The sequence below is a fragment of the Butyrivibrio sp. MB2005 genome (assembly GCF_000424285.1).
Taxonomy (GTDB): Bacteria; Bacillota; Clostridia; order Lachnospirales; family Lachnospiraceae; genus Butyrivibrio.
This window is the reverse complement of record NZ_AUJP01000031.1, coordinates 1-24,730: the sequence shown is the minus strand read 5'-3', so window position 1 is coordinate 24,730 and position 24,730 is coordinate 1. Positions and strand designations below refer to the sequence as shown.

The following is a 24,730-nucleotide window of genomic DNA, read 5'->3' as shown; positions in this document are numbered from 1 at the left end:
CTTTTCCATAATTAATAGAGGTTAAGAGAATAAATGATTACAGAAGCTATGTGGGATCAGGTAAATCAGATATCAATGATTGCAAATGTATTGTTAAATGCAGTACTTGTGTCAGTATTTTACATACCATTTATGAGAAAAAGAGTACGTGCTGTTATACTCGGAGCGGTTTATGCAATGGCGATGTCTATACTATATTTTTCTACCATAAATTTTTCAGGTGTGACTGCTTATGCTCTTGGCTGTGCTGCAGTATGTATTATCTCCGCCATAGCGGAGAGGATAAATATACCGCAGAAAGTTTTTTTATCAATAACTATGTATTTGCTTTTGTGGATATCAATGGAACTGGCAATCTTACCATGGAACTTAATATGTTCTGTGACATTTTTGAATCCTAAAATGGTAGGGGATTTACAGCAGATTATGCTTTATGGTTTGGCACAAGCTATTCATGCTGTAATAAGATGTGCTTTGTTGGTTATAGGAATACATCTGATTAAAACGATGTACAGCCGTAAAAAAGAACTTATGGAATGGAGAGAATTAGCTTTTTTATCAGCAACATACATAACAATAATAGTATCTTACTGGATATGTACATTTATGGAAGAAGCTTTTGAAAAAGCTTCGGGTGAATATTTCTGGAATAGATATCCTGTATATCATGAAATGCGTGCATTATTTGGTGTGGTAGCTTTTCTCACTATGATTGCAGTGATCTATTTTTATCAAAAGATTAAGACTTCTGAGGAAGAAGTACTGCAAAACTCTCTTGTAAACAGTCAGATTGACGAGTTGTCAGGGCATGTTCATTCAATGGAGAAAGTTTATTCAGATATTCGTGGGATAAGGCATGATACTAATAACCATATCATGGTACTTGGTAATCTAATAAAAGAAAACAATAGTGATCAGGCTTTACAATACTTACATGACTGGTCTGAGGATTTTCATGCTGTAGATATAAATGCAAAGACCGGAAATCCTGTCACTGATATAGTGATTTCAGAGAAGCGGAGACAGGCTGAGGACGTTGGAATAAGATTTGTAGATGATTTTCACTATCCGAAAGAAGGTAAAGTGGAATCCATAGATGTGGGCGTTATTCTGAATAATGCTCTTTCAAATGCTATAAGGGCTGCAGAAAACCTGGATAAATCTTTCGTGGAGATAAAATCCTGGCGTAGTGGTGATATGTTCATGATCCAAGTCAAGAACAGCTATAACGGACTATTGCGGTCTTCTGATGAGAACGGACTTATGGAAACATCGAAGACAGATCGTGATAAGCATGGTTTTGGATTGAAAAATATGCGAAGGATTACAGAAAAGTATTATGGAACTACCCAGCTTGAACAGGAGGGAGACGTGGTTATATTCACTGCAATGATGGTTATTTGAGTCCATTCATGATTGAAAAAGGTCGTTTCATGAAAAATCTATAAGTTTTTTTTATTAACTTTCCGAAGCCTTTGTTAGAGCTGAGAGGACTTGGTGAAGTATTTTTGAGCCTAGTCCGAACGTCTTCCGGCGAGCGAAGCGAGAGCGGAAGTTCAATATTATATTCCATATTATGTACAAGGATGCTAGTCGCACTTAGCGAGCATCGCGAGCTTAGTAAGACTGTATGCGTAGCGAAGCGAAGGAGGTAAGTAAGATGGCTTTAACAAATGTTATGACTCAGTCTCTTATATCTGCCAGTACATCCATGAAACAGATACAGCTTCAGCAGGGAGTGAAAAAGCAGATGGATGGTAAGGCCGGTGTTTTGGATGCTGAGATCAAGAGAGATGAGGCATCCGGCGCGGATACCACAAAAAAGAAAGAAGAACTGGCTGAAACTCAGAAAAGATCTGAAGACATAGCAAATAACAATATGGAGCAGATTGCTGAGACTAATAAGGAAATGCAGAAAGCCAGGGAAGCTGATGCGATCGAGCAAAAAGAGAATGAAAGAGCTGAAGCAGCGCGTGAAAAGAAGAGAGCTGAGAGAAGGTGGCAGGAACAGCATCTTCAGGAGGCTGCATCAGAAAGAAGAGCGGAAGAAGCAGACAGAGTTGCAAATGCACAAGCAAGGGCATCCGGATTCTCAGACGAAGAAAATGCAAAGGCACAGCAGATCGATGTCGGTGGCGTGAAAGTTTCCGTTGTTTCAGAGTCCACGCACAATACAAAGGTTCCGCATATTGATGAAAAGATTGCAAAATCAACAGGAACAGAGGTGTCTGCAGCAGAAGGCGTCAGTGTGAGTATTGATGTAAAGACCTGACATAGATTTTTAAATTAAGAAATCAAGCTAAGTACTCACGGAAGAGTATGGGGTTATGCAAGGATGGCAACTTATAAAATATACAGTAAATGAGGATCGTTATACCCTTTGCATCACCCTATATGCAGATAGTGTATTTGGTGTAGATGTATGTATTATGGGCAGAATGATCCTTTTTGTTGCACTTGGCGGATTTGCTAACACATGTGTTGCTCTAAGCACATAAAGAACATGTGCTAAGACCAACAGCAAGTAAGACTGTATGCGTAGCGAAGCAAGGAGGCGGTAGGCTATGTATGGATATGAGTTACAAATTAGAGGAAATACTGAATATTACTATAAACGCCTATATGACCTTAATGGTAATCATGTAGGGACTATCTCTATGTCCAGGCCAAGGAAAACGGGTAACAGCTCTAAAAAGAAGAGACCTGCTATGTATAGCTTCAAGCAGGTTTCAGCACAGGTATTAAGTGCCAAGACTTCCGCAAAAGCTGCTCAGGTTTCAATCGGGATCAGGATGAAAATCGGGAACCTTCAGAAGAAGCTGAAAACCGGAGAATACGATGATGAAGAGATTCTGAGGGCAATCCTGCATGCGGAAATGGTTCAACGTGCCTGTGAGAAGAAAAAGAAGAACCTGAAAATGGAAGAAACTGCTGAGCAGAATATGGACGAAGAATTGCCTTCTGAGCAGGAAAATCCTTTAGAAAAAGTTCAGTCGGATGAGGAAATAAGGGAACTTGAACAGGAAGAGTTCGAAGCTCTTATGGAAAAGCTGGAAATGTCTGCTGAGGAAATGTATGAAGAGGCTGAGGAAACGGCTCAGCTAGATCAGGAGCTAGATGAGATGGCTGAGGCACTTTCAGGAGCCATGGAGCCGCAGGATCTTGAACAGCTAAAGGCTAAACACAGATCTGATGAAGCAAGGGATATCATGAAGGCTGACTTAAAATATCTAAAGGCAATGTTTGAAAGACTTCAGGCAGAAAAAGAGAATTTGGGGAAATCGTCAATTTCATCAGGTTTTGATAGCGGTGTTTCGCTATCACTTGGCGGAGATGAGATGCCCGTGATGGCACAGGACTCTGGAATGACAGAAGTAGGTGGCATGGTTGATGCAGAAATATAGCTTTTTTATAGCTAAATGATTAACAGATGTTAATAAAGGAGGTATTTGTTATGAGTACAGGATTAGTAGGAAACATTCAGAATACTGATTATTCAGTCATGAACACAGAAAACTATAGTTCTGAAAACGGAAAGAAAACTGACAGTGTTCAGGAAGTAGCAAGCGAGAATAAAGAATCTGCGGCAGTTTACGAGAAGACGGCTGAAAAGGATGCAGGGTTATATAGCATAAATAAGAAGTCACCTGCAGACAGAGCAGCAATAGTTCAGCAGATGAAACAGGCTGAAGAGGACCAGAGGAACAAGCTTCTGGAAATTGTCAGGAAAACATTGGAAGGCCAGGTTTCAGCTTTTGGAAAGGCAACAGATGACAGCTTTTGGAAAAAACTGGATGGTGGGAATTTCAAGGTTGATGCAGCAACTAAGGCTCAGGCACAAAAGGATATTTCTGAAGATGGATACTATGGCGTAAAGCAGACTTCTCAGAGACTTTTTGACTTTGCATCAGCTCTTGCAGGAGATGATGTAGAGAAAATGAAAAAGATGCAGAAAGCTATGGAAAAGGGATTTAATTTGGCTACTGGTGCATGGGGGAGAGATCTTCCATCTATATGTAATGAAACATTGAAAGCTGCAAACAAACTTTTTGATGATTACTACAAGTCCAAGGAAGAAGAGACTGCAGCTACTACAGCAAATGCTACAGAGCAATGACATTTTGGAGGGTCTGTATATGAACATAAACGTACAGGGCTTAAATTTGTTTAATAATTTTTCTTCCAAAGCTGAGCAGAACCGAATGGAGAGGCAGCAAAAACGTGATAATCAGATTGCGTTTATCGAGAACCAAAAGCATAATCTGAAAAATATTCAGTCTGAGTCCATTGAAGATATCAAGAAAAAGCTTCAAATGATTGAAGACTATGATAATCAGATAGCTGCGGTTAAAGCGGAATACAACCATGAACAGGTATTTCATATGCTTGACGAGGCATGGGAGACCGGAGAGAAGATTGCTGAAGCAGCCAAGGAAGCAGCACCCAAGACACCCGAAGAGCGCAAAGAAGAGCTTATCGAAGAAGCAACCGGAGTTGAGAAGAGCGATGGACTTCTTGCGGATGTTATGGATGACCTTGAAGAAATGGATGAAAACATGGAATCAGTTGAATCTGCTGAAAATATACCAGGAGAAGATAAGTTGATTGCTGAAGAAATGGAAAATGAGCAAAGCCTTGAGGGGAAGACTTTAACAGAACAACAGAGGCTGGAAGAACTAATGATGCACAGAAAAAGGATAGACATTAAGGTCTGAGACTTGGAATATGTTGGATACAAGCTCTTTCATGAAATTTTCAATTTTCATAAAGAGATTGCATCTACAGTGAAGCAAAGGAGGGCAAGGAGATGTCAACGATAAGAGACTCATTAAGTGGTAGTTATTATGATAAATCTGATTATGATTTCAGCGATTATAATCAGAATGCAAGCTCTTTTTTATCGGGGCTAAATATAAATACCAGCACAAGTGCAACAAGTCCTTTTAGTGTTTCTGATTATGCTATGCTCCGAAATGGCTCGTACAAAAAGCTTGTGAAAGCATACTATGCCAAGCAGAAAGCAGAAAATGCTGCTGCAGGTAAGGACTCGCATGCAAAGCTTACTTCTATGGCAAGTAATGCAGGAACATTGACGAAAGCTGCGCAGAATCTGATGAATGACTCTCTTTGGCAGAAAAAGCAGAAGACTACAAAGAACGAAGAAACAGGTGAAGAGACAGTAACTGAAGAGTACGATTGGGATAGTATCAGCAAGGCTGTTAAGAGCTTTGTGGATAGTTACAACCGAACATTGGATGGCGCTGCAGAGTCAAACACCAAAGATGTGCTACGTTCTGCTACATGGATGATTAAAACAACTGAAGTAAATGAGGACCTATTAAACAAGGTGGGCATAAGTGTAGGAGCCAATAATAAGCTTGAAGTGGATGAGGATAAGCTTAAGAGTTCAGATATAAAAACACTAAAGACACTTTTCAACGGGTATAATTCGTTTGCATCAAAGATGAGTGACAAAGGAAGATCCATTACTAATGCTGCAGCAAGAGGTGGCGGAACATATAATAGCCAGGGAAGATATTCGGATGCACTTTCATTGCTGTTGCCTTCAACTGTTGATAAGAAGGAATAAGATCATTGCACCATATGGTGATCAGGAGGGTAGCTGTTAAATAATTAATCAGAAGGCTGGGGTAAGTGTGACTGTTCCCCAGCTTTTTCTGTATTAATAAAAATATAGGCTGTTACGCATATATATCCATAAATGGCTATGGTCACAGGAAAATTCGTGATACTTGTTATTAAAGGGAACTATACTGAAATTTTAGTAACTCTATTGGTGACTACTGCAAGCAGATATAATCAAAAGTATATGTAATATTGACTATTATAAGGGGCGGATGTACGATATAAGTGTAAAAACCTATTACATGCAAACGATAGGAGGAACACTTTTCATGATTGATATGAATATGATGATTGCAGGCAATATACTTAAGCTGCTTAAGAAACAGAATAAAAAACAGACAGATCTTGCAGAAGCACTTGGGACAAATAAGCAGACGGTGAATAAGATGCTTAATGGTGCACGCATGATTAATGCCATTGAACTTAAGTCTATAGCTGAATACCTTGGTGTAAGGATGGAGGAACTCACAAGGATTTCTCCTGAATATGGGGATACTGATATTGTCCATGCTTTTATGGGCAAAGTTCAGTCTGAAGAGGCAAGACAGGCACTGAAAATAGCTGATGAACTTTCAGATATGATTCTTTTCCACAAGAGAGTACGTGAAAATGGAAATGCCATGATGCAGCCTTGGGGGAATGACTAATGGGGAATATATTAGAAGAAAGCCTGTTTGGCAAGCAGCCTAAACAGTTTGAGAGCATAAATGCTTTGGCAAAGGCTTTTTCTGTAAATTATTGTGGAAGCACGATTATCCGTGATTCCATATTTAGCATTGCTGAAAACTATGCCAGAAAAAGGGAATTAACGCTGGAAGTGCTCAGATATCCTTTTAAGGATGAAGAATTATGGGCATTTACCTTTGTAAAAAAGGGAACAATATTTCTTTGCGTCAATTCTGGCTTGGATCTTTGTAAACAGATATTTGCTGTTGCTCATGAGCTGTACCACATTCACTGCTATGCTGAAGATATAGACCCCAGTACCATAGCAAGTGGCTCATTATTGGATTCAAAAACTGCGGATGATACTGCGAAATCTCAGGAGGATCTTGAGGCAAACGCTTTTGCTGGATTACTTCTAATGCCTGACGGAATATTGGATGAGCAGATCAAACTATATGGTATTGCTGCAGATAAGATATCTGTTGATGATGTCCTTATCTTGATGGAATTGTTTGCACTTCCGTACAAGGCGGTGGTACTGAGGCTTGTTGAGAACCATGATATTTCAAATAGTAAAGCCAAAGAACTACTGGAATGTGACTCTGATTATGTTTCAGAAAGGATTAAACTTACGGGTAAAGCTTTAAAATGGCAACAAAATAGTAAGGACCTATCATATCTTGGAAGTCTCCTTGATGATATGGAGTACAACAAAGAACAGGAACTTCTGACCGAAAGCCGTGAGAAATCGGATATGGAGTATTTGGAAAAAATCAGAAAGGGCTTTCTCGTGGAAGGCTAAGAGGTGGACATTTGATGAAAGAGAAATATGCTCTTCTTGATACTGATTTTATTTCCAAGACGCATTTGATCCGAAAGGATGAAGAGAATAAGCTGATTGATCGTATAACGGAGATGCCGGGGTATCGCTTCTATTGTCATGAACAGATAAAAACAGAACTCCAAAGGCATAATATTGCAGAGTGCCTTGCGAACAGGTCATAGATGAAATGTATGCCGGTAAATTTGATGTGCTGCTGAATGGTAATCTAAGATATAAGGAATAGGATTGTATAAAAAATGAAGGGCAGGATTCTGTGATGAATTAACTGTATATGGGAAATGCATCGATGATGAGTATAGCGCTGATTCGGATCTGATTGAGTATGTTGAGGGAAAATGGCCTGTTCCGGAATACATGACTTTTTATGAATACTTATGTTCTATGGATTGGATGCCAGGTGGAAAGACAGATGATCTGTGATTCATAGGCTGGTATTACAGTAATATGGAAGACCTTCAGGATTTGTTTTCTGAAGGCCTTTTTTCTTATAACTTGTTATTAACATACTTGATTTGATTGACATGGGTGACAGCGATGTAATCATTGCCGGATTACGAAAAGAAAAAGGATATACGCAAAGTCAACTTAAAAATCCTATATCTTATAGCGAGTTATATTCTCCCAATCAGTAGGTAATCCCATATGTTTTAGCAAATCCGTTTTGGTAAGTCTTTGGCTTTTCTTGCAGTATTGATTTATGAGCTTCTTAAGACTTTTCTTATATAGCAGAAATTCATCCTTCCGTAAAAGATATCTGAATGCAATCACAAGACCAAAGTAATCTCTTTTTCCGACAGTATACATAGAACCAGTCATTGGAAGATTCATCTTTTTGTGTATTGGAGTATCTGGGAACTCTCTTTGCACCAGGTTATGGCTGAACAGTCTTTCATTGTGGGCACAAACATTTCTAAAAAGAGTAAGACAGCCCAAATACTGACCGAGGGCTTTTTCGGATACATTTGAATATGCTTTACTAATCATGCTCTGTTGCCTATGTTGTAATAGCCCATAGAATTTTGATAACTGCCCGAAAGTAAGGATTTTAGTTGTAACCCATAGCGGGACATTGCCATATACCTTTCTTTGATGAACAAGGTAAGACTTTTCAGTATTCTTGTTGGCATGATAATCTAAAATGTTGATGAGCTTAGCAACATCATTGGTGAATTTCGAATTTTGATTATAATTTGTAGGTGAAAGATACTGAATTTGGCTTTCTCCGAAAGATGCACAGAAGCTGTCTGATATTAACTGACGAATTTTCTGCTCAACTTTGATAAGATAGCTAAACGTAAGAGTTCTTAGTTCTTCATCAAAATGATATAAGGCGAGAATGTCTTCAAATGTAGTCCCGCCCACATATTTCCTTGTCATTGGATTGATGAAAAGATTTTTGTATCCACCAATAAGAGAAAAATAACCTATATCGGTCAGCATTCTCTCAGCATAATTGATATCATTGATTATCAATCCTTTATCGTGTATAAGCTTTTGGATTTGCTGCCCATACGGAAGATATGGCTTAGACATAATAGAAACTCCCCAAAACAAAATTAAAGGAGGGCCCTCAGGTCCTCCCGCGGTCCCAGTCCTCACGAGTATCTGGAACTTAGTCACTATAATTAGTTTAGTGGTTTTTAAGGAGTTTGTCAATGTTGGCACCGATTTTGCGTTGCTGTATACTGATTGCATAATAAAACTTACCTACAGATGGAGAAAAGATATGGGGATCATAATCAAGCCTATGGAAACAGATGATGAAAAAAGAGGAAAAGCACATGTTCATTGGCAATCTTGGCATGAAGCTTACCAGGGGATTGTCAGCCATGATTATTTAGAAAAACTGACGCCTGAAAAATGTGAAGAATGGGCATTTCAATGGCCAGAAAATACATATGTTGCATTAGACAACGACACAGTTATAGGATTTGTCTGCTACTTCGGGAAAGGCAATGATGATCCAGATGTAGGCGAGATTAACGCTATATATATTTTGTCGGAATACTATGGAACAGGAGTTGCTCAAAAGCTAATGGATGTTGGTTTAGAAAAACTAAAAAATTATTCGCATAAAGAACTTTGGGTTCTAAAAGATAACCCCAGAGCCATACGTTTTTACGAGAAATATGGATTCAAAAAAGATGGAAGTGAAAAAGATCTCAAAAGTCTTGGTGCAACAGAAATCAAAATGATCTTATAAATAAAAGAATCACCGTGGCCATTGTGACACAGGTGATTCTTTCTATGTGCTCATATAACACCGCTTCGCCTGACTGGAAGATCATAAAAAAAGAGACAACCCTGCTGACACAAGGCCAGCAGGGCAGTTGTTATGCCTGTCTTTCAAAAATTGCGAAAGTTGCAAAAGTTTTGCATGATATTTTCAAACCGGCAGTTCCCGGATGAAGCTCCGGCTTATTTTACTTTGACATTTTTTGTCTTACTCCACTTCGAATAGACTTTTTCACCGTTCTTTTTGGTAAAGGTACGTATTCTTACATAATACTTTGTCTTGGACTTGAGCTTCTTTATCGTCTTAGATGTAGTCTTTGTTTTGTTGATGCTCACTGTTTTTGTGGCATCTTCCTTGAAACTCTTATTCGTACTGTACTGAATCTCATAGCCCTTGATTCCTTTGGCTGTAACCTTATTCCATGTCAAAGTGAAGGATTTCTTACCAGCCTTAGGCTTTTTAAGCGATGTGGTCTTCTGCTTATTATCTATATTTTCTGTAATCTCCGGCTGAGGATTGTCAGAGGTTTCTGAAATAGTACCACTACTTGATGGATCAGTCTTCTCCACTGCGTTCGGAACTGTGATAGCCGCATCCGCAGTCGGCGTACCGGAAACTGTTACAACTGTACTACTCGTTCTTTTGGCAGTAATACCATTGTTAGTTATATCAGTAAACTCCGCAAAATAATATCCGGTGTTCGCCGTATAGGTCACGGTGGTCATAGCGCCTGTCAGCCCGGTCTGGCTCGTTGCCCCGCCGCTTGTTGTTGCATTCGCACCGCCGGTAAGAGTCACACTATGCTTCAGCAAAAATGTTTTTGATCCAGATTCGAAGATGACAGATGACAGATTCAGCTGTAAAGCGGGGCGTACACCAAACGTGCCCGTCACGGAGTCGCCAGTACCGTCGACATCCCCGGACCCGCCGTACACGAACGCCGCATAGATACCGTTGTAGCCGGGCGAGCGCAGCCACCAGCTGTTATCTTGAGCACCTGATGCCTTTTCGCATTTTAGCACATTACGATTTGCATTATAGATTGTTCGTGCCTGCGCAGTTGTCAGAAGGAACATCCCGCCACCACTTACTGCTGTTTTTGCGTCAGATGTGATCTTGCTGTTATACCAACTATCTACTGCTGTTTTCACTGTAGGATTGTTACTATATTCAACAAAGCTTCCGCTTTCATTATACTTTGAAGCCCCAACACATTCTTTTGCCAGCAGCATTACAGTATAGGCATCGTAATCAATCAGATACCAGGGCTTACCGTCAAAAGTTATTTCTGTTGTGGTGTTATTATATTGTGCATAGGGGGGATTATCATCCGCATACGCCGTCAAACTCATCCCCGGTATCATCCCCAGCACCAGCGCGAGGCTTAAAAGGATGCCTAAAAATCGTTTCCGTTTTTGTTTCATTTTTCATTACCCTCCTTCAATTAACTTAAAACATGTATATGACTGGATTACACCATTATTTCCATGATTACATTTATTGCAATAAAAACGCACCTTAAGAAGAACACTTCCTAAGATGCGAAACTGTACATATGAATCCTTATTAACCCGCTGTCTGTCTGCGCAAGTTTAGCTAGATGTGTCATAAGTGACAACCCCTCAATTAACAATTTCATACCCATCAATGACACAATTATACAATATTCGCGATGTAATAGCATCAACAATTTAATGATTATCATATAGAAGGGATGTCCTTAACGCGCTTGTTGCACCGCTTACATAAAACAAAATACTACAGTGCAATTAACTTTATACTTCCGGGTTCAGCGGTTGTTGAACCGATATTAGCGGGCAGTGACAAGGGAGAGTATGTACTCGACCTAACAAGTGGAAGCGCGACAGAGAATGATAGAATCAAAGCGAATGATCTGGCAAGATATTTTGAAGGCCTTATAGACGAAGGAAAGATTGGTTCATCAGACTTTTCTGGTAACCCCAAATTGTATATAGATTTAGATAAGGATGGTAGCTATGATATCCTTCAGACATGGATTAATAGTCGCATGGGGGGCATAGATTCCTTTACTTTTACAACATTATCTACAAACAGTGTTAAAGGATCTATTACGCTTGCAATTTCCAATGAGAAGCTGAGAAGTATTATGGAAGGTGGATCTGATACATATTCTAAGGTTACCTTCGTATTTGAAAAGCCTGGAACTCCCGCTTCCGCTGAGCAGGATGCTGCTAAGGTAGCGGATGCCGCAAACGGACACAAGGTTGGTGACAAGGTTTCAAACGGCGGCGCTACCTATACAATCACTTCTGTTGAAGATGGTAAGCAGGCGGTTACTTACGTTAAGCCTGATGCAAAGGATGTTAAGAATGCAGTTATTCCGGATGCTATAAATATTGATGGCACAGATTACAAGGTAACAGAGATCGCTGCAGGAGCTTTCAAGAATAATAAGAAGCTCAAAAAGACCACAATCGGAAGCAACATCAAGAAGATCGGTAAGGATGCATACAAGGGCTGCAAGAACCTCAAGAGCATTAAGATAAAGACAGTACTTCTTACCAAGAAGTCAGTTGGCAGCGGTGCTTTCAAGAATATACATAAGGCAGCCAAGTGTAAGGTTCCGAAGAAAGTCTTAAAAAATTACCAGAAATTCCTTATAAAGAAAGGACTTAACGGCAAAGGACAGAAGATAACTAAATAATACAAAAATAATAAAATGAAGAATCCGAAACTTTAGTGTACGAAAATTACAAAAAAGTTTTGAATTCTTCATTTTTTATTTATGCCTTCTCTTGGATAATACATATGTAACGTAAATATACGTGGCGCTAACATCTGACATATAAAGCGCTAAAGAAGGGAGAATTAACATTTTGGGACCTGGAATAAAGAGGACTTAGGAGATGCCTATAGTGGCGGAGCATCTCTGAGCAGGTGTGAATGATTCCGCTTGCATGAGTCTTCAGCTTTATTTTTTAATGCATTTTTTAGAATGAATTCTCACATAATATAGTAAAATGGTACCAGGGGATTTTTGCGATAAGGATGCATTATGAAAAAGAGAAGTGAAATAGTCCGCTCAAGCATTGAGCAGGCCATTTTCATATTTGTCGTTTGGCTTTTTGCATTTCTTTCTGTTGCTATGGGCGAATGGAAAGTAAATGTAGATACTGCCATGCTTGCGGATATTCATGAGGGCTGGATTGATGAAGATGGACAGGCAGTTGATCTTTATGATCTTGCCCGGGGAAATCATTCTGTTACATTGGATATCAGCGGACTGAACACCGATGGCAAGGCGATTTGCTTCAAAACAATCGATACCAATTTTAAAGTATATGCATCAGATGGGATGATTTATGATTATGATCCCGTAATTCCAAAGCTTTTGGGAATTTCCTATGGTATGCAATATCATACCGTTCCGATTCCGGAGGGGAGTGCATTTGTAAGGCTGGACCTCGAACCGGTATTTTCGGATACGCCTGTAGGTATAAGAGATATAACTATCGGTGATGCCGGACAGTTCCTGACAAGCGTCTTTAAAAGAAATCTCTTTTCATTCCAACAAGGTGTGATAACCGTAGTTATCGGGATCCTTTTTGTGATAGCCGGAGTAACGGGCCAGATTGTGATGAAATTTACAGGCATCGACTTCATATCTTTTGGCATAACCTGTATAATGGTGGGCTACATAGGCTTTAACGATACGCTTCTTCTTCAGATACTGACAGGCCGCCCTGATATCATCAGGGTTTCAGAATATATGTGCCTGGCGTTGATATCATTTCCTATGCTTTCTTTTCCAGTATTACCGGAGAACCATATTCAAAGCTGTTGTCCGGAATGCTCGCGTTGTGTCTTGTCAATTTTCTTTCTCAGGTTGTATTGACTCTGAGCGGATTGTCAGACTATTACTATCTTGTTTATGTTTCACAGATCATCATATTTGCCTGTCTTCTGATAGCGGTAGTGATTATTGTCAAAGCCATACGTCTGGGAAGAATCAAACCTGCACTGCTTCGAAGTGTGACCTGGGGCCTTGGTGGCTGCATTCTGGGTGCTGTGATCGATATGCTCCGTTTTTACTTCTTCCAAAGCTATGGAAGTCTGACCTTTACCCGCATCGGAGTGCTGTTGTTTACTGCCTTTATGGGAATCTATCTATACAGGGACCATATTGATTCCCTGAAGAAGAAGGAGCAGGAGAGTGCTGTATTTGCATCCGAGATATCAGAGGCTTTCGCTAAAGTCATAGATATGAAGGACAGGTATACCAATGGCCATTCGGAGAGAGTGGCTAAGTATACAGCAATGATCGCCAAGGAGATGGGATATGACACTGAAACAGTAGAAAAGTATTACCGCATCGGCCTTTTGCATGATGTGGGCAAGGTCGGAATCCGCAACGCGGTTCTCAATAAGCCGGGGAAGCTTACAGAGGAAGAATACGACGAAATTAAAACTCATACTTTGAAGGGCCATGAGATACTTAAAGACATAAGTATTGTGCCTGAACTTGCGGTAGGCGCGCTGTCACATCATGAAAGACATGACGGAAAGGGCTATCCCTATGGACTTTCAGGGGATGATATTCCGCAGGTGGCGCGTATTATTGCGGTGGCAGATGCCTTTGATGCAATGTATTCCGACAGACAATACCGTAAGCGCATGGATTTTGAGAAAGTGATATCCATAATCCGGGAAGTTTCAGGGAGCCAACTCAATCCCGAAGTGGTTGATGCGTTTTTGCGGCTCGTTGATAAAGGTGTGATAAAAGCCATAGAGGCAAAAGAAACATGATAACAGGGAGCAATATAGAAAAAGCCCGGCATTTGCTGTAAACAGAATCTATTCAAGTCGTGATAAATAGTAACAATCTTGAATCACAGATTCGAGATTGTGTATAATCTATTTATGTATGAAAAAAGTTCTTCCCCTGATATGAAAATAACTTCATATTCTTTTCCTGTGTGCAAATCGCTGAATGAAGCGGTTGTATTAAAGTGCGGCGAAAATGTCACAATAAAGAGCAGGCAGACAGTTATGGGCGGAGACGCCAATGACGCTTATTTGCTGCATTTGTCTAATGGGGAGAAGGCTTTTATCAAAGTGAACGTTCGCGGAAACGCTGATTTTTTCTGGGAAGAGGCAAGAGGACTAAGAGCCATAGAAGCTACAGGGACAATGCGGGTGCCGAAAATCTATGCGGCAGGGACTGACGGCAATATCTCATTCCTACTGATGGAGTATATAAACAGCGGATGCCTTTCGCAGAACTTCTGGGAGTCTCTGGGAACAGGCCTTGCAAAGATGCATCAGGCGGACACCTCAGTTTTTGTAGGAAGTGGAAAAGAATATGGCTTTATCACCGACAATTACATCGGTGCAGGAAAACAGAAGAACACACCAAAGACCGGTTGGATAGAGTTCTTTGCTGAATGCAGGTTAAAACCGCAGTTTAAGCTTGCTGAGAGGTACTTTGACAGCTACCTTATAAAGGCGGCGAACAACTTATTAGACAACCTTGATAAATACCTTTACGAGCCGGAACGCCCGTCACTTCTTCACGGTGACCTGTGGGCAGGTAATTTCATGGCGGATGAAAATGGAGAACCGATGCTGATAGATCCTGCAGTATATGTGGGCTGTAATGAGGCTGATATCGCCATGACAGAGCTGTTTGGCGGTTTTGATAATCGTTTCTATGAGGCATATTTTGATGCCATGGGAAGGATTCCGGGCTATGAGGACAGGCGGGATCTCTACAACCTTTACCACCTGACCAACCATCTAAACCTTTTCGGAAGATCATACCTGTCAGCTGTAATACGAATTATAAATAAATACTCTTCGTAATTCCGTTACCGGCCACGAACTCGCATTTAATCTAAGAACTCAATCATTAGAAATACAGATATACACGAACATTAAATTAACATGAGGCAAAAATGGCAACCTACGTAATTTCAGACCTTCACGGCCAACTTCATATCTTTGAAAAACTCCTGGAGAAAATAGCTTTCTCTGAGGAGGATTTTTTGTACGTAATTGGTGATGCCATTGACAGAGGCCCTGACGGAATTGCGATTTTGCTGAAAATAATGGATACGCCCAACATGGAGCTGCTCCTTGGAAACCACGAATTCATGATGCTAAACACCGTTTCTCCGGACGGTTCTGTAGATGATATATCGGGGAGAGACAGTAAGCTCTGGCTTATTGCCAACAAAGGAATCTCTACGTTTGAAGAGTATCAAAAGCTCGATGAAAACAGAAGAAAAGAGCTGCTCACCTGGCTCACATCAAGACAGCTTACGAAGCTTGTGGATGCAGGAGGGAAAACCTTTTGCCTTACCCATTCCTATTATAGCGATGATGCCATAGAAATTCCTTACAGCGAGCTAACCTATGAACTGGTCAGAAACATAGTTTGGAATACCCCTTACAGATACGATATTTATGCGCCGATTTCGGAATATTCCAAAAAGCCCTGGACCTTTGTAATAGGCCATGTTCCGGTTCAGCGCATCATGCAGGAAGTAAAGCTTGAAATTTTTCATGAGGAAAACATTTATGTAATCGATGGCGGTTGCGCATACAAAGCAAGCGGGAATCTTCCCGACAGCTGCTGCGGCGTTATCTGTATGAGGCTTGAAGACATGGATGTAACCACACTGTCTTTCTCAGACGTACAGTAAAATAGCTATTCGCAGAACTTTTTACTTGTTTTTATTATGAATGAATTATAAAATCTTTAGAGACTAAAAACGCAGAAAAAGATGGAGAGAAACATGGCACAGAGAACAGATATCCACAAGGTACTAATCATTGGCTCAGGCCCTATTGTTATCGGACAGGCCTGCGAATTCGACTATTCAGGAACCCAGGCCTGCAAGGCGCTGAGGAGTCTTGGCTATGAAATCGTCCTGGTTAATTCCAATCCGGCTACTATCATGACCGATCCGGAGATGGCTGACAGGACTTATATTGAACCTTTAAATGCCAGCCGCGTTGCGGCTGTAATTGAAAAAGAAAGACCGGATGCCCTTTTGCCTAATTTAGGAGGACAGTCTGGTCTTAATTTGTGTTCAGAATTATACAAAGCAGGAGTTCTGGATAAATATAACGTGAAGGTTATCGGTGTTCAGGTAGATGCCATTGAACGAGGCGAGGACAGAACTGAGTTTAAGAAAACCATGGACATGCTCGGAATCGAGATGGCAAGGTCAAAGGCCTGCTACAGCATAGAGGAAGCGCTGGCTGAGGCTGACGAGCTTGGTTATCCCGTTGTTCTTCGTCCCGCATATACCATGGGCGGCGCAGGCGGCGGACTTGTTTACAACAAGGAAGAGCTACAGACAGTATGTGCAAGAGGGCTTGCTGCATCCATCATTCACCAGGTTCTGGTTGAGGAGTCAATCCTTGGATGGGAAGAGCTTGAGCTTGAGGTTGTAAGAGATAAAGACAACAACATGATCACCGTATGCTTCATTGAAAACGTTGATCCTGTAGGCGTTCACACAGGAGATTCCTTCTGTACAGCACCCATGCTTACAATTGATGAGGACCTTCAGAAGGAGCTTCAGCATCAGGCATACAAGATCGTTGAGCACATCGGCGTTATCGGCGGAACCAACGTACAGTTCGCCCATGATCCCAAAACCGGTAGAATCGTTGTTATTGAGATCAATCCCAGAACATCAAGATCATCGGCCCTTGCAAGTAAAGCAACAGGCTTCCCCATCGCCCTTGTTTCTGCAAAGCTTGCTACAGGCCTTACATTAGCAGATCTTCCGGATTCAAAATTCGGAACCCTCGATAAATACGTGCCAAACGGCGACTACGTGGTAGTTAAGTTTGCCCGCTGGGCTTTCGAGAAATTTCATGGCGTTGAGGACAAGCTCGGCACTCAGATGAGAGCCGTAGGCGAAGTAATGTCCATTGGTAAAAACTTCAAGGAAGCCTTCCAGAAAGCCATCAGATCCCTTGAAAAGGGCAGATACGGTCTTGGAAATGTGAAAAAATACGAGGAAATGGACAAAGAAGAGCTGCTCCATCTTCTTAAAGACGCATCCTCTGAGAGATATTTCCTTATTTACGAAGCCTTCAAAAAAGGCGTTACTGTGGACGAAATCTTTGATATCACCAAGGTTAAGCACTATTTCCTTAATGAGATAAAAGAGCTGGTTGAAGAGGAAAGCGCATTGGTAGAGAACTTCAAGGAAAGCGTTCCCTCAAAAGAAGCTCTTATCAAGGCCAAAGAAGACGGCTTTGCAGACAGATACCTTTCCGGAATTCTTGGCGTATCCGAGGATGACATCAGAAATACAAGAGACGAGCTTGGTCTTACGGAAAAATGGGACGGCGTCCACGTATATGGTACAGACGGTGCCGCTTACTATTACTCAACCTACAAGACAGATGCAAATCTGGGAAATCCCAAGGCTGATGACAGCGCAGATACAAAGAAAATCATGATCCTTGGCGGCGGTCCCAACAGAATCGGACAGGGTATCGAGTTCGATTACTGCTGTGTACATGCAGCCCTTGCCCTGAAAAAACTGGGCTTTGAAACAATCATTGTTAACTGCAACCCGGAGACGGTTTCAACAGACTACGATACCTCAGATACATTGTACTTTGAGCCTCTGACACTGGAGGATGTACTTCAGATTTATAAAAAGGAAAAACCCGTCGGTGTAATCGCACAGTTTGGCGGACAGACACCTCTTAACCTGGCTGCAAAGCTTAAGGAAGAGGGTGTGAATATCCTTGGAACCACACCTGAAGTAATTGATCTTGCAGAAGACAGAGATCAGTTCCGCATGATGATGGAAAAGCTTGAAATTCCCATGGCAGAATCAGGAATGGCTTCCGATGTTGAGACAGCAAAGGAAATCGCAGCAAGAATCGGATATCCCGTAATGGTTAGACCTTCCTTCGTTCTTGGCGGAAGAGGAATGGAAATCGTAAGAGATGAGGAGAGCATGGAAGGCTACATGAAAGCCGCCGTAGGCGTAACTCCCGACCGTCCGATCCTCATTGACAGATTCCTTCACAACGCTATGGAGTGCGAAGCAGATGCAATAAGTGATGGCGAGAGAGCTTTCGTTCCCGCAGTTATGGAGCATATCGAGCTTGCAGGAATTCACTCAGGTGACTCAGCCTGCATAGTTCCCTCCAAGCACATCTCTGAGGAGCACCTTAAGACTATCGAGGAATACACCCGTAAAATAGCGGTTGAGATGAACGTTGTGGGACTTATGAATATGCAGTATGCAATCGAGGATGACACAGTATATGTTCTTGAAGCTAACCCCAGAGCATCCCGTACAGTACCGCTGGTATCAAAGGTATGCGGCATAAAAATGGTGCCCATCGCAACAGATATCATCACAGCGCAGCTTACAGGAAGACCGTCACCTGTTCAGGATCTCATCGATGCTAAGAAAAACACAGAGCCTGAATACTACGGCGTAAAAGAAGCGGTATTCCCCTTCAACATGTTCCCTGAAGTTGATCCTGTACTTGGACCCGAAATGCGCTCCACAGGTGAAGTTCTTGGACTTGCAAAAACTCCGGGCGAAGCCTTCTTCAAGGCAGAAGAAGCTGCAAATGCTGCACTTCCTCTCAAGGGAGCAGTACTTATCTCTCTTAACACAGAGGATAAGCCTATGGCTTCATCTATCGCAAAGGGCTTTGCAGATGAAGGCTTTAAGATCTATGCAACAGGCAAAACCTACGAGACTATTGTTGAAGCAGGCATTGAGGCCACAAAGATCCTGAAAAACTACGAGGGCGGAAGACCTAACGTTGAGGATCTTATCAAAAACGGCGACGTACAGCTTGTTATCAACACTCCTATAGAAAAAGGCGCAAAATACGATGATGCATATCTTCGCCGCGCAGCAATAAAAGCACGTATCCCATACATAACCACAGTTGCAGCCGCAAAAGCAGCAGCCCAGGGTATCAGGGAGGTAAAGGCAAATGGCGCAGGCAACATCAAATCCTTGCAGGAATATGCAGAAAAATAAAAAACACCAAAGGAGAGAGAAGGTATGAAAGAAAAAGTACAGAAAAGAAGTGAGTTACTGGTTTCAAACAGAGGTCTTATTCACAAGGGCTTCATGTTTGAGAACGGTCTTATCACAACAGTTGCAGCTGCAACTTTCACAGAGAAGGACAAGGTTGCAGATGCTGAGCACATGAAGGAATGCAGGAAGCTTCTTCGCGATAGAAAGGGCGCTTTTTCAGAGCTCAGAGGCAATAACGAGCTGGTTGTGTCAGCTAAAATGGCAGTCAGTGAGAATCCTGAGAAATTTCTTGATGAGCTTATCGAGGTTTATGAGAAGTTCAATAAGGGCAAATTCTTTGGATCTTCCTACAAAGTAATGGCTTCCATGACCATTGTTAGTACAGGCAAAGCTGCAGAAGCAGACACTATCATCGAAAAAACAGATGCGATCATCAAGGGAATGAAGAGCCAGCATCCTTTCCTTACTTCTGATGAGGATATATGCATTGCAGTTCTTCTTGCCATGACTGATAAGGATACAGAAGATATTCTTGCTGAGCTTGAAGAGACCTTCCAGAACGTTAAAAAGAGCTTTGCTTTCCACGAAAATGCAGCTTATTCTCTTGCCCAGGTACTTACTACTTATGGCGGAGAGTGCAGCGAGAAAGTTGAAAAGGTTCTTGCATTCTTCGATGCTTTCAAGGAAGCAGGAGAGAAATATGGTAAGGACTATGAGCTTGCATCCCTTGGAACCCTCATTGATATCGATGCTGACAGAGATGAACTTGTAAGCGAGGTCATCGAAGTAGCAAAATATCTGAAGGGCCAGAAGGGCTTTGGAACCTTTGATATGAATAAATATTCCAGACTTATGTTTGGTGCAATGATCATTTCAGGCGTTTATTCTGATGATAACCTTAAGAATAGTGCATCAGTACTGGGTGGAACCCTTGCAGAAGTAATCGCACAGGAGACAGCAATGCTTGTAGCTATCATTGCAGCATCAACGGTTACTGCGACCTCATCATCAAACTGATGTAAGATTATTGTTATTTCAATATAATTTTTTTGTATTTTTATATAATAACGCATCTCCTCATGTATAATTATTGTGGTGGAAAAGTTGAAAATTTAATGTAGAGAATAGAGGGGGATATGGTTAAAAAATCATTTCTAAAAATTCTTGGTTTAGGACTTACACTTACAATGCTGTGCGGATGTTCAGGAAATAAAGCTACAACTGATGCTCCTGCCGGTACAGAAGGGCAGCCCTCTGCGCCTGCAAAGGCTAGTGATGCCGATCAGGACAGCGCCGAAACAGATACAGAAAATGCTGAGCAGAGCGCCACAGACGAAGCATCATCACAGCAGGATAACGCAGAAGCTTCTGGCGATTCAGCTGAAAATAGCACTGGAGAAGATTCTACAAGCGATTCTGCCGATGCAGACAGCACATCAAATGCAGCCGAAACCGGAGACTACCTCGCCAAATACAAGCCTGTCCTTGATGAGTCCTACAACTGCATCACAGATGATAAGTATTACGAGAATGCGACAATCTATACGCCCATGGGACTTATGGAGATCCAAAACTACCGGGAAAAGTCCGATCTTTTGGAAAATGTAGGCTATATCCTCACTGATGTCAGCGGGGATGGAATTCCGGAACTTATGATTGCTGATAATACGGACAGTGAATATGAAGACGGTGAGCCCCACAGCATAGTTCTTGGCTGTTACACCCTTAAAGATGACGAGCCCTTCATGGTAATTGAAGGCTGGGCACGCAACAGCTATGAATGGATCGGGAATGGGCAGTTTTCCTATCTTGGATCCGGCGGCGCAATGAATACTTATATCGGAAGCTGCCATTTAAGTGAGGATGGAACGAAGATAATTTGGGATACCTACTATTTTTCCGATGAAGTAGATGGTGAACTTAAATATTTTACAAACACCACAGGAAGTGATGAGATATCAGATTCCGAGGAATTCATCCCGGAAGGTGCAGATGGTATATGGGGATATGAAGCTGATCCGCCATGTCCCAAGCTTGAGATCACACCTTTTAAGGAATATTTAGGTGCATCTGATTCAGTAGATGATGATGCGAGAAATCCTGCAAAAATGCAATCAGAAAAAATAGCATATTTTTACATTCCCGGCCCGGGAACAGAGAGCTGCAGCGCAGATCTGGACGGCGATGGAAAAGATGAAACCATAACGTATGATATGGCTGTTGATGAAAACGACATGACCACAAGCTTTTCCCTTAATATCAACGGCAGAGATTATGAGATGCCTAATGAGGGTGATCTGTACTATTACGCTATGCGTGGCCTTGATTGCTTTTGGTTCAGAACAAATAATGAAGCAAAAAACCATTACCTTTACATGCAGTACACTTCGGACAGCGATTATCTGATGACTGCCATGTATAAATTTGATGGAAAAAAATTCACTCATTTATATGATCTGAACGGAGCCATAGCTTTTTGGAAGATGAAAGAGGGTGCTGAATACGAGTATACCTATCCCACAGATCCGGATGATTTCTTTGTAGAAAGCTCGCAACAGATTCTGGGTACTCAGTTCGTTACCCAGAGATGTAAAATTGGTGCTGATGGCATGCCTGAACCCATTGAGGAGTTCATGTATTATCAGACAGGCGCTGAGCCATACATATCTGCATCAAAGCTGATACCATGTGATTTAATGGCAGACGAAAACGCTACCAAGGGTGTTGCAAATGCCATCTGGCAGGACAATATGGTGACTCCTTATCGCACAGATGGCAAAACCTTTATAGACTTAAAGGTTGAGAGCTACCCCGGACTTTACAGAATCTACTATGCCATGAAAGATGGGCGATATGTCCTTACTTATACAGATGGAATGCTTGGATCTGCGCTGATCACAGAATGTTTTAACGGCCTTAATTTTGCAGGATAACGAGTCACGAACCATGCGTCCACAGGTGTATATGGTTATCCAAAAAAGGAAGCTGCAGTAATTGCGCTTAAAACAGTGAGAGAGTGGCTTGAAGAAAACTCAGGCTATGATATTGAGATCACAATCGTCAACTTCAGCGAAGAGGACTACGTGATTTATCAGACCGTGACTGCAAATTTGTGATATAACCATATAGTTTTTTCCGTGCAAAACATAACATTTTCGGTGTGATTGGGGCTGTTTTTTCTATAATGATTTATGATATATTCATTAGGTGGAAAGCAATATGCATAGAAAGGGCAGTAATCATGAGAGGAAGAAAACTTTACAAAAGCAGAGATAAAAAGTTATGTGGTGTTTGCGGAGGTATCGCAGAATATTTCGGAATAGATCCCACAATTGTCAGAATCATATATGCTGCGCTTGTATTTTTCGGCGGTGTAGGAGTTCTTCCGTACATTATTGCAGCAGTCATTATGGATGATGCGCCGCTCTATTACAAAAATGATGTCAAAAAAATAGAGACTAAGAATTATTTCGAACCAAACTCATTCTCGGAAAAACCGTATTATGAATCAGAGGAGCCTATAGGTTTTACCCTTAACTCTGATAACATTACAAATATCAGGTAAATAAAAAGTGATGCGCTTTGACTAATCAATGCGCATCACTTTTTGTAAGTCGTTTTGCATTAATCGCTCAGTGTTTTAGAAAGTAATTTACAGGTATTAGTGATGTCTTTTTTTGAAAAGCTATTCCTTTGGGTAATGATGTTTATATTTGGATATGTTGGCGTTGATTATTCTATCAAGGCATACAGAGTTTTTATGGCACAGGATACCCCTGTAGGCAGGCTTGTGACCTTATGTGTTATCCCTTTTATTGGCTTATGCTTTTACGGAATACATATTTTGCTGAAAGAGTTTTATGGTCAGTATGACGATAAGCTCCATCTTTTTAATAAGCTTCCTCATTTCGGGGATATGCTTAATAAAAGACAGGTTATGAAGATCATAAGGAAAGCAAGCTTCCATAAGTATTACACAAGAGACGGGAAGCTGCTTGATCACGTGAAGATCAGTGATGACGATAAATGGGTATGTATTCTTGGCGGTTACATGCCGGTAGACCTGATCTGTGGTTACAACCCTGAGAAAAATGAGCTGTACTCCATAGATGGCGGAGTTATCAGACTTCCCCGCAGAGCAAAGAAGGAGAGCATTCAGGCTGAGCTCAACAGCTTTTTTGAAGACAGAGGCATTTGCTATACATCAATGCCCAAGAAGGCCAACAGCAGATTTAACCTGTTCCTCAATGTACCGAAATCCGAGATTGATAAGGCTGATTTCAGCAGAGTGCGCTATCAGTGGGAAAAGGCTACAGCAGCAAAAGTCGAGAAGCACAGCACAGAGAAATATAAGCCTGTTTCCAAAAAAGGCAGGATTCGTAACGATATTTTTGAGAGAGTACTTTCAGATAAGGATGTTATGGCTACTGCAAAAGCTGTAAAGCAGAAGAAAGTTGAGCTTTCACATTATCTTGATTTTGATGCTTACAAGAGCGAATTCAGTATCTGCAACGGAGTGACACTTTTAGAGCAGCTGGAATACCCTGCTAATAAAGAGGGCATCGATTTTCTTTTCAGATGCCTTGGCGATGTGGACGAGGCTTATTTTGGTCCCGCTGTTGATGTACTTCAGGATTTTCCCAAGAGTGTCCTTCAGGAAAAGCTTGAAGAAGAGGCACAGCGTGCCTATGAAAATGTAGATGTACTCGGCCTTGCCGGACTTATTTATTTTGCTAAGCAGATAGGCTACGAGATTAAATACATCGAGGAACTGAAAAGCGCTCAGAACGCAGTAAAATTCGATCCCACAAAGGCGCACGTGGCAAATACAGATGTCACGAAGTTTGACTTTGATGAGATCGCAGCCTATGGCACCAGCGCTGCTAAAGAATTTTCCCTTGGCGGTATGGCGTATAAGGAGCAGGCGTAAGCCTTTATACAATACAATTAAGCTTCGTTAGATTAGGGTAAATATAGATTCGGAGAAATAAAAAAAGGAAAAGCACCAGCCTTCATGTTAAGATTGAGTTTGCGACAAAAATCTAAAAAGGCGGTGCTTTCCATGTACAACAGTATACTACAGTTTATTCAGAATGATATCAAGGAGATTGAGAAAAATGTCAGAAGTCTCCTTGATGGAGAGAAGGATGCAGCAGATCTTTCAAACGATGTTCATGAGCGTGTGTTAAAGCTTGGATGCAGGCTTATCAGTGAGATATATGAGCAGATTGATGAGGAGATATTCAAGAGCCTTGTAAGAAAGAACAAGTATTATGTCGAGCAGAAGGATATGCCCAGATCTCTTGTTGATGT

Annotated in this window: 24 protein-coding genes; 22 read left to right on the top strand and 2 right to left on the bottom strand. The window is 41.4% G+C overall.

Annotation, left to right across the window (positions count from 1 at the left end):
- The first annotated feature begins 33 nt into the window (after window positions 1-33).
- The 10 genes from G610_RS0113905 to G610_RS0113860 all read left to right on the top strand — a co-directional run bounded on the left by G610_RS0113905 (window position 34) and on the right by G610_RS0113860 (window position 7,317).
- Complete coding sequence (locus tag G610_RS0113905; protein WP_026525284.1) at window positions 34-1,404, top strand: sensor histidine kinase; 1,371 nt, start codon at window positions 34-36, stop codon at window positions 1,402-1,404.
- 256 nt (window positions 1,405-1,660) lie between these two features.
- A complete protein-coding gene (locus G610_RS0113900) occupies window positions 1,661-2,272 on the top strand; it encodes a hypothetical protein (RefSeq protein WP_026525283.1) in 612 nt (203 codons plus the stop codon).
- A 55-nt stretch (window positions 2,273-2,327) separates the two neighbouring features.
- Window positions 2,328-2,498, top strand: coding sequence for a hypothetical protein (locus tag G610_RS23145; RefSeq protein WP_022761705.1), 171 nt, complete (start codon window positions 2,328-2,330; stop codon window positions 2,496-2,498).
- Between the two features lie 66 nt (window positions 2,499-2,564).
- On the top strand, window positions 2,565-3,404 hold the full coding sequence (locus G610_RS0113890) for a hypothetical protein (protein ID WP_026525282.1): 840 nt from the start codon (window positions 2,565-2,567) through the stop codon (window positions 3,402-3,404).
- 50 nt (window positions 3,405-3,454) lie between these two features.
- Complete coding sequence (locus G610_RS0113885; protein ID WP_026525281.1) at window positions 3,455-4,117, top strand: hypothetical protein; 663 nt, start codon at window positions 3,455-3,457, stop codon at window positions 4,115-4,117.
- Between the two features lie 19 nt (window positions 4,118-4,136).
- A complete protein-coding gene (locus G610_RS0113880) occupies window positions 4,137-4,715 on the top strand; it encodes a hypothetical protein (RefSeq protein ID WP_026525280.1) in 579 nt (192 codons plus the stop codon).
- 92 nt (window positions 4,716-4,807) lie between these two features.
- Window positions 4,808-5,590, top strand: coding sequence for a hypothetical protein (locus tag G610_RS22340; protein WP_051198017.1), 783 nt, complete (start codon window positions 4,808-4,810; stop codon window positions 5,588-5,590).
- Window positions 5,591-5,915: 325 nt separating this feature from the next.
- Window positions 5,916-6,293 (top strand): helix-turn-helix domain-containing protein, encoded by a 378-nt coding sequence (locus tag G610_RS0113870; RefSeq protein WP_026525278.1) that lies wholly within the window; start codon window positions 5,916-5,918, stop codon window positions 6,291-6,293.
- Window positions 6,293-7,114, top strand: coding sequence for an ImmA/IrrE family metallo-endopeptidase (locus G610_RS0113865; RefSeq protein ID WP_026525277.1), 822 nt, complete (start codon window positions 6,293-6,295; stop codon window positions 7,112-7,114). The genes G610_RS0113870 and G610_RS0113865 overlap by 1 nt, the downstream gene beginning before the upstream one ends.
- Before the next feature lie 14 nt (window positions 7,115-7,128).
- Window positions 7,129-7,317 (top strand): hypothetical protein, encoded by a 189-nt coding sequence (locus G610_RS0113860; RefSeq protein WP_026525276.1) that lies wholly within the window; start codon window positions 7,129-7,131, stop codon window positions 7,315-7,317.
- A 433-nt stretch (window positions 7,318-7,750) separates the two neighbouring features.
- On the opposite strand, the gene G610_RS0113855 is transcribed toward G610_RS0113860, so the two are convergent.
- Window positions 7,751-8,689 carry an Abi family protein gene (locus tag G610_RS0113855; RefSeq protein WP_026525275.1) on the bottom strand — a complete coding sequence of 313 codons (939 nt, stop codon included), beginning with the start codon at window positions 8,687-8,689 and terminating at the stop codon, window positions 7,751-7,753.
- A gap of 193 nt (window positions 8,690-8,882) precedes the next feature.
- Between G610_RS0113855 and G610_RS0113850 the strand changes: the two genes are divergently transcribed.
- The gene (locus G610_RS0113850; protein WP_026525274.1) at window positions 8,883-9,359 is read left to right on the top strand and encodes a GNAT family N-acetyltransferase; all 477 of its coding nucleotides are present in this window, start codon (window positions 8,883-8,885) and stop codon (window positions 9,357-9,359) included.
- A gap of 215 nt (window positions 9,360-9,574) precedes the next feature.
- Here the strand turns inward: G610_RS0113850 and G610_RS0113840 are convergent, their stop codons facing one another.
- Window positions 9,575-10,816 (bottom strand): fibronectin type III domain-containing protein, encoded by a 1,242-nt coding sequence (locus tag G610_RS0113840; RefSeq protein WP_081667493.1) that lies wholly within the window; start codon window positions 10,814-10,816, stop codon window positions 9,575-9,577.
- Window positions 10,817-11,121: 305 nt separating this feature from the next.
- Here G610_RS0113840 and G610_RS0113830 point away from each other — a divergent pair, with 305 nt between their 5' ends.
- The 11 genes from G610_RS0113830 to G610_RS20980 all read left to right on the top strand — a co-directional run.
- On the top strand, window positions 11,122-12,078 hold the full coding sequence (locus G610_RS0113830) for a leucine-rich repeat protein (protein WP_196809848.1): 957 nt from the start codon (window positions 11,122-11,124) through the stop codon (window positions 12,076-12,078).
- 351 nt (window positions 12,079-12,429) lie between these two features.
- Window positions 12,430-13,269 (top strand): hypothetical protein, encoded by an 840-nt coding sequence (locus tag G610_RS0113825; protein WP_026525271.1) that lies wholly within the window; start codon window positions 12,430-12,432, stop codon window positions 13,267-13,269.
- A complete protein-coding gene (locus G610_RS20995; RefSeq protein ID WP_242829658.1) occupies window positions 13,266-14,180 on the top strand; it encodes an HD-GYP domain-containing protein in 915 nt (304 codons plus the stop codon). Before G610_RS0113825 ends, G610_RS20995 begins: the two co-directional genes overlap by 4 nt.
- Before the next feature lie 141 nt (window positions 14,181-14,321).
- Window positions 14,322-15,236, top strand: a complete 915-nt coding sequence (locus tag G610_RS0113815; RefSeq protein ID WP_051198020.1) for a fructosamine kinase family protein — start codon at window positions 14,322-14,324, stop codon at window positions 15,234-15,236.
- Between the two features lie 92 nt (window positions 15,237-15,328).
- Window positions 15,329-16,078 (top strand): metallophosphoesterase, encoded by a 750-nt coding sequence (locus tag G610_RS22335; protein ID WP_026525269.1) that lies wholly within the window; start codon window positions 15,329-15,331, stop codon window positions 16,076-16,078.
- 93 nt (window positions 16,079-16,171) lie between these two features.
- A complete protein-coding gene (gene carB / locus G610_RS0113805; RefSeq protein ID WP_026525268.1) occupies window positions 16,172-19,417 on the top strand; it encodes a carbamoyl-phosphate synthase large subunit in 3,246 nt (1,081 codons plus the stop codon).
- Window positions 19,418-19,441: 24 nt separating this feature from the next.
- Complete coding sequence (locus G610_RS0113800; protein ID WP_026525267.1) at window positions 19,442-20,434, top strand: DUF4003 family protein; 993 nt, start codon at window positions 19,442-19,444, stop codon at window positions 20,432-20,434.
- A 119-nt stretch (window positions 20,435-20,553) separates the two neighbouring features.
- The gene (locus G610_RS0113795) at window positions 20,554-22,350 is read left to right on the top strand and encodes a hypothetical protein (protein WP_026525266.1); all 1,797 of its coding nucleotides are present in this window, start codon (window positions 20,554-20,556) and stop codon (window positions 22,348-22,350) included.
- Window positions 22,351-22,601: 251 nt separating this feature from the next.
- Window positions 22,602-22,982 (top strand): PspC domain-containing protein, encoded by a 381-nt coding sequence (locus G610_RS23815; protein ID WP_330367678.1) that lies wholly within the window; start codon window positions 22,602-22,604, stop codon window positions 22,980-22,982.
- Window positions 22,983-23,084: 102 nt separating this feature from the next.
- Window positions 23,085-24,347, top strand: a complete 1,263-nt coding sequence (locus G610_RS0113780; RefSeq protein ID WP_026525265.1) for a hypothetical protein — start codon at window positions 23,085-23,087, stop codon at window positions 24,345-24,347.
- Between the two features lie 132 nt (window positions 24,348-24,479).
- A partial coding sequence (locus G610_RS20980) for a hypothetical protein (RefSeq protein ID WP_035797607.1) occupies window positions 24,480-24,730 on the top strand: 251 nt, incomplete at its 3' end.

Bases quoted from the DNA above. Each gene is read 5' to 3' on its own strand.
- G610_RS0113905 (WP_026525284.1), top strand. From the start codon at position 34: ATGATTACAGAAGCTATGTGGGATCAGGTAAATCAGATATCAATGATT.
- G610_RS0113900 (WP_026525283.1), top strand. From the start codon at position 1,661: ATGGCTTTAACAAATGTTATGACTCAGTCTCTTATATCTGCCAGTACA.
- G610_RS23145 (WP_022761705.1), top strand. From the start codon at position 2,328: ATGCAAGGATGGCAACTTATAAAATATACAGTAAATGAGGATCGTTAT.
- G610_RS0113890 (WP_026525282.1), top strand. From the start codon at position 2,565: ATGTATGGATATGAGTTACAAATTAGAGGAAATACTGAATATTACTAT.
- G610_RS0113885 (WP_026525281.1), top strand. From the start codon at position 3,455: ATGAGTACAGGATTAGTAGGAAACATTCAGAATACTGATTATTCAGTC.
- G610_RS0113880 (WP_026525280.1), top strand. From the start codon at position 4,137: ATGAACATAAACGTACAGGGCTTAAATTTGTTTAATAATTTTTCTTCC.
- G610_RS22340 (WP_051198017.1), top strand. From the start codon at position 4,808: ATGTCAACGATAAGAGACTCATTAAGTGGTAGTTATTATGATAAATCT.
- G610_RS0113870 (WP_026525278.1), top strand. From the start codon at position 5,916: ATGATTGATATGAATATGATGATTGCAGGCAATATACTTAAGCTGCTT.
- G610_RS0113865 (WP_026525277.1), top strand. From the start codon at position 6,293: ATGGGGAATATATTAGAAGAAAGCCTGTTTGGCAAGCAGCCTAAACAG.
- G610_RS0113860 (WP_026525276.1), top strand. From the start codon at position 7,129: ATGAAAGAGAAATATGCTCTTCTTGATACTGATTTTATTTCCAAGACG.
- G610_RS0113855 (WP_026525275.1), bottom strand. From the start codon at position 8,689: ATGTCTAAGCCATATCTTCCGTATGGGCAGCAAATCCAAAAGCTTATA.
- G610_RS0113850 (WP_026525274.1), top strand. From the start codon at position 8,883: ATGGGGATCATAATCAAGCCTATGGAAACAGATGATGAAAAAAGAGGA.
- G610_RS0113840 (WP_081667493.1), bottom strand. From the start codon at position 10,816: ATGAAACAAAAACGGAAACGATTTTTAGGCATCCTTTTAAGCCTCGCG.
- G610_RS0113825 (WP_026525271.1), top strand. From the start codon at position 12,430: ATGAAAAAGAGAAGTGAAATAGTCCGCTCAAGCATTGAGCAGGCCATT.
- G610_RS0113815 (WP_051198020.1), top strand. From the start codon at position 14,322: ATGAAAATAACTTCATATTCTTTTCCTGTGTGCAAATCGCTGAATGAA.
- G610_RS22335 (WP_026525269.1), top strand. From the start codon at position 15,329: ATGGCAACCTACGTAATTTCAGACCTTCACGGCCAACTTCATATCTTT.
- carB (WP_026525268.1), top strand. From the start codon at position 16,172: ATGGCACAGAGAACAGATATCCACAAGGTACTAATCATTGGCTCAGGC.
- G610_RS0113800 (WP_026525267.1), top strand. From the start codon at position 19,442: ATGAAAGAAAAAGTACAGAAAAGAAGTGAGTTACTGGTTTCAAACAGA.
- G610_RS0113795 (WP_026525266.1), top strand. From the start codon at position 20,554: ATGGTTAAAAAATCATTTCTAAAAATTCTTGGTTTAGGACTTACACTT.
- G610_RS23815 (WP_330367678.1), top strand. From the start codon at position 22,602: ATGATTTATGATATATTCATTAGGTGGAAAGCAATATGCATAGAAAGG.
- G610_RS0113780 (WP_026525265.1), top strand. From the start codon at position 23,085: ATGTCTTTTTTTGAAAAGCTATTCCTTTGGGTAATGATGTTTATATTT.